This window comes from Streptomyces lonarensis (assembly GCF_012033735.1).
Taxonomy (GTDB): domain Bacteria; phylum Actinomycetota; class Actinomycetes; order Streptomycetales; family Streptomycetaceae; genus Streptomyces; species Streptomyces lonarensis.
In genome coordinates, this window is sequence record NZ_JAAVJD010000334.1 from 1 (window position 1) to 4445 (window position 4445).

Genomic DNA, 4445 nt, shown 5'->3' on the forward strand with positions numbered 1-4445 from the left:
TCCCCGCCGCGTTCGGCGCGCCGCCGCAGCCGGGCGAGCAGCTGCCGCGCGAGCCGCTGTCGATCGCGGCGATCGGCGCCGCCGGCATGCTGCTCTCCCCCGTCGCGCTCGGCCTGTCGGCGCTCGCGCTGCGCCGCCACCGCCGGCGCCCGGCCCGCGGTCGGTCGCTGGCGGTGGCCGCGGCGACCATCGCGGTGGCCCAGCTCGGCGTGGCCGCGGTCGCGGTGCCGGTGGCACTCTCCTGGGACAGCGGCGAGGAGACCGTGGTCGCCGCCGAGCAGACCACCGAGGTCGAGCCCGCCGACGACGCACCCGACGACGGGAAGGCGCCGTCCAAGGACGACCCGGAGTGGCAGGACTGGCACGACGAGCCCGACCCGGACCTCCCGACGGCCACCGGTCCGGTGATGTCGGTGATGCTCGCACCCGGGGACTGCTTCCGGCCGTACGAGGATGCGGCGGGCGAGTCCGACGACGAGGAGGTGGAGGTAGTCGAAATGGCGGAGCTGGTCGCCTGCGACACGCCCCATCCCGCGGAGGCGATCGGGTATGTGGACCTGCTCACGCCCGGCGCGGAGTGGCCGGGGCAGGAGAAGCTGAACGACCTCGCCTTCCAGGCGTGCGACGCGATGATCGCGCCCTACGTGCTGGATGTGTGGAAGCTGGCGTCCCCGGAGGGGGACCTCGCGGTCAACGGCTACCTGCCGCTGCAGGAGAGCTGGGAGAAGAGCGGCCACCGGGGCGTCGTCTGCTTCCTGGAGAGCCCGGAGGCCGACGACTCACTGACCTCGGGGCTGCGAGGCGACCCGGCTTCCTACAACCAGACCCAGCGGCGCTACCTCCGCTTGACCCAAGGCATGGAGACCGCCGTGCTGTCCTACCCCTACAACGAGAGCCCGGCCCGGGTCCGCGACTGGGCGGACCGGATCGCGGACGAGGCCGAGGACCAGGCGGTCCAGCTCCGGGGCACCGTGTGGGACAGCCCCGGCGCGCAGGCAGGAGCGTTGCAGCTGGCCGACGCGCGCGACGCCGAGGCAGCTCGCTGGCGCGAGGTCGCCGCAGCCCCGGACGAGACGACGCTGGAGGAGCGGATGGAGGACTCGGCAGCCTGGGAGGAGGCACTCGCGTTGGAGGCCGAATTCCGGGAGTTGATCGGCCTGCCCACCTGGTGACGGCCGTTCCGCCTCCCCCGGCCGCCCCCGGGGGAGGCGGAACGTCACCGTTCCGCACCGGTTCCGGCCGGTGGGCGCCCTGGGCGGCCCGGGGTGTCCGTCACCCCTCGTAAACTCTCTCGGTGTGGACGCTACCCTTCAGGACCCGCTGATCGGCCATGTCGTGGACGGGCGGTACCGCGTGGACGCGCGGATCGCCGTCGGAGGCATGGCGACGGTCTACCGCGCGCTGGACACCCGGCTGGACCGGACCCTGGCGCTGAAGGTGATGCACCCGTCGCTCTCCACCGACCACGCCTTCGTGGAGCGGTTCATCCGCGAGGCGAAGTCGGTGGCCCGCCTGAACCACCCCAACGTGGTCAGCGTCACCGACCAGAGCTCCGACGGGGAGTACGTCTACCTCGCCATGGAGTACGTCGCGGGCTGCACGCTGCGCGACGTGCTGCGGGAGTCCGGGGCGCTCCAGCCCCGGGCGGTGCTGGACATCATGGAGCCCGTCCTCGCCGGCCTGGGCGCCGCCCACCGCGCCGGTATGGTCCACCGCGACATCAAGCCGGAGAACGTCCTCATCGGGGACGACGGCCGGGTGAAGGTCGCCGACTTCGGCCTGGTCCGGGGGGTGGACACCGACACCACCTCGCGGACCGAGTCCCTGCTGGGCACCGTCTCCTACCTGGCGCCGGAGCAGATCGAGGGCGGCAACGTGGGGCCGGCGGCGGACGTCTACGCCTGCGGCATCCTGCTGTTCGAGCTGCTCACGGGCGTGAAGCCGCACACCGGTGACACCCCCGCGCAGGTGCTGATGGCCCACGTCAACCGCAACGTGCCGCCGCCCTCCCGGCTGGAGCCGGGCATCCCGCCCGAGCTGGACCAGCTGGTCGCCCAGGCGACCGCCCGCCGGGTGGGACGCCGGCCGGCGGACGCGGCCGCGCTGCTCTCGCAGCTGCGGTCGGCGCGTGCCGGGCTGACCGACGCCCAGCTGGACGCGGTCCCGGAAGGGGCGCACCCGCAGAGCGGGGGCGAGGACGCCACCCGCGTCTTCGCCCGGCCCGGCGGCGCCGCGACGGCCCCGGTCGCCGGCGGCGACCGGACCGCGGTCATCGAGGTCAAGGAGTCCGGCCCGCCGGGGTCGCCGGCCGGGCGAGGGTGGCGGACGCTGCTCGACGGCGGGCCGCGCCGCACCGTGGTCGCGGTGATCGCCGGGGTGCTGCTGGTCCTGGGCCTGGGCGGCGGTCTCTGGTACGTGAATTCCGGCCAGTTCCTCGCCACGCCCGGGGTCTACGACCTGCCGCAGGCCGAGGCCGAGGAGACGCTGCGCGACGCCGGGCTGCGGGTGGAGGTGACGGAGGGGTTCTCCGCCACCGTCGAGGCCGGCCATGTCATCTCCACCGATCCCGAGCGGGGCGATCGGGTGCGCCGCAACGCGGTGGTGACGATCGAGGTGTCGGTCGGCCCGGAGCTGGCGACCGTCCCCGAGGTGGAGGGCGAGGAGCTGGAGCGGGCGCGGGAGCTGATCTCCGAGGCGGGGCTCACCCCGGGCCGTGTCGAGCGCGCCTTCGACGAGGAGGTGCCGCTGGGTGCGGTGGTCTCCACCTCCCCGGCAGCGGGTGAGGAGCGGCGCCCCGACGCCGCCGTCGAGCTGGTCGTCAGCCGGGGCCCGGAGCTTCCCGTGCCGGACGTCGTCGGCGAGCCGGAGGGCGGCGCCATGCAGCAGCTGACCGAGGCCGGGTTCGAGGTCGAGGTGGAGAGCGAGCGCGTGCACTCGGAGCACCCGGAGGGCGAGGTCGCCGCGCAGTCGCCCGAGGCCGAGGAGGTCGCGGGTGAGGGCGACACCGTCACCCTCACCATCTCCAAGGGACCGGAGATGGTCGTGGTGCCCGACGTCCGGGGCCGCTCCGAGGACGAGGCCGTGGAGATCCTGGAGGAGGAGGGGTTCGAGGTCGAGGTGCAGCGCTTCTTCCTCACCGGAACCGTCTTCAACCAGTCCGTCCACAGCGGCGACCGCGCCCCCCGCGGGTCCACGATCACCCTGTACGTCCGATAGCTCCCGAGGACCGCACGCGGGGCGTACCCCTCCCCGCGTGCGGCGGGTGATCAAACTCCGGAATTCTGTGACCTGCACCATAGGGGGTGCGTCACATACGAACCGTCTTAGTAAGAAGTCTTTTCCACTTCACGCCAAACCCCGCAACGCCCCACCCCGCCGCCGAAAGTCCCATGGGCTTCCGGCGGCGGGGTCTTTCACTATCCGGCGTAGCACGTCACACCTTTGCCACAGGTTTTTTCCGGCTGTTACCAAGAACCTCGCCCCGTTCCCGCGATGAATCGATCGAGGTTTACGCAATGCCCGCTCGTCAGCTTTCCCGCCGCCTGCAGGTGACGCAGAAAACCGCGACCGCCTCCCTTGCACTCTCCGGCGCCGCCATCCTCGCCTTCACCGTCGTCCCCGGTCCCGCCGCCGCGGACGAGCGTCCCGCCCAGTCCCTCTCGACGGAGACCGCGGCCTGGGACCTGGCCAACGCCGCCGTCCCGGCGGACCAGGACGGCTCGGACGACGTCCGTGCCCTCGCGGAGGAGTCCCTCCGCGACCATGCCGCCCGCCAGGCGGCCCAGCAGCAGGCGGCCGAGGAGTCGCAGCAGGCCCTGGCGGAGGTCCGCCGGGCCGAGGCCGAGCACGCCTCGGAGGCGGAGCAGGCCGCCGCGCAGCTGGCCGCCGACGAGAAGGCCGCCGCGGAGCGCGACGCGGCCGAGCAGGCCGCGAGCCGCTCCACCGAGCGCGAGGCCCCCGTCGTGGCCGCCGCGGAGCCCGCGCAGCCCGCTGCCGAGCCGGAGCCCGCGCCGACCTACGACGACAACCTGGAGGGCTGGATAGCCGAGGCGCTGGACATCATGTCGGCCAACGGCATCCCCGGCTCCTACGACGGGCTGCACCGCAACATCATGCGGGAGTCCAGCGGCAACCCCCAGGCCATCAACGACTGGGACATCAACTGGATCAACGGCACCCCGTCCATGGGTCTGCTCCAGGTGATCCAGCCGACCTTCGACGCCTACCACGTCGAGGGCACCCCCGACGACGTCTGGCACCCGGTCGCCAACCTGGTCGCCGCCGCGAACTACGCCTGGGACCGCTACGGCTCCATCGACAACGTCGACGGCCCCTACTGAGTCAGGTCCCCGTCGCGGGAAGACCCGTCCTGCCCCACCCCGGCCCGGGGCGCCCCAGTGGCGCGCCCGGGCCGGGGCGCGTCCGGGCCCGGGCGCGTCCGGGCC

3 protein-coding genes are annotated in these 4445 nt (G+C 73.5%); all 3 read left to right on the forward strand.

The window, feature by feature from the left end; all coding sequences use genetic code 11:
• A partial coding sequence (locus HCN56_RS23935; protein ID WP_167974490.1) for a septum formation family protein occupies positions 1 to 1172 on the forward strand: 1172 nt, incomplete at its 5' end.
• Positions 1173 to 1296: 124 nt separating this feature from the next.
• Positions 1297 to 3216, forward strand: a complete 1920-nt coding sequence (gene pknB / locus HCN56_RS23940; RefSeq protein ID WP_167974492.1) for a Stk1 family PASTA domain-containing Ser/Thr kinase — start codon at positions 1297 to 1299, stop codon at positions 3214 to 3216.
• Positions 3217 to 3515: 299 nt separating this feature from the next.
• Entirely contained in the window at positions 3516 to 4340 is an 825-nt protein-coding gene (locus HCN56_RS23945) for a transglycosylase SLT domain-containing protein (protein ID WP_167974494.1), read from the forward strand.
• Positions 4341 to 4445: the final 105 nt, after the last annotated feature.